At 33.1% G+C, this 239-nt stretch carries 1 pseudogene; it reads left to right on the plus strand.

The features are described 5' to 3' along the window. A pseudogene (locus RI01_RS02930) lies at positions 1–239 on the plus strand (hypothetical protein); the annotation flags it as partial.

Genomic DNA, 239 nt, shown 5'->3' on the forward strand with positions numbered 1-239 from the left:
ATCCCATTATTATTAATTGGTGGGGCGTTTTATTGGACCCTTTTCAAATTCTTTCCTGAAGTTTTAAACCAAATCAACGCTTTTACGAACAACACCGCGGCTAAAATCAAAATATTATACGATAAAGCCACACAACCAATTCACACTTTTGTTGAATATATCTATAATAAACTAACAGGCAACGATAAAGATCCTAATCACGTTCCTTCACCACAAAATAAATTAGGTTATTATCTAGC

Source organism: Italian clover phyllody phytoplasma str. MA1 (genome assembly GCF_000300695.1).
GTDB lineage: Bacteria > Bacillota_I > Bacilli_A > Acholeplasmatales > Acholeplasmataceae > Phytoplasma.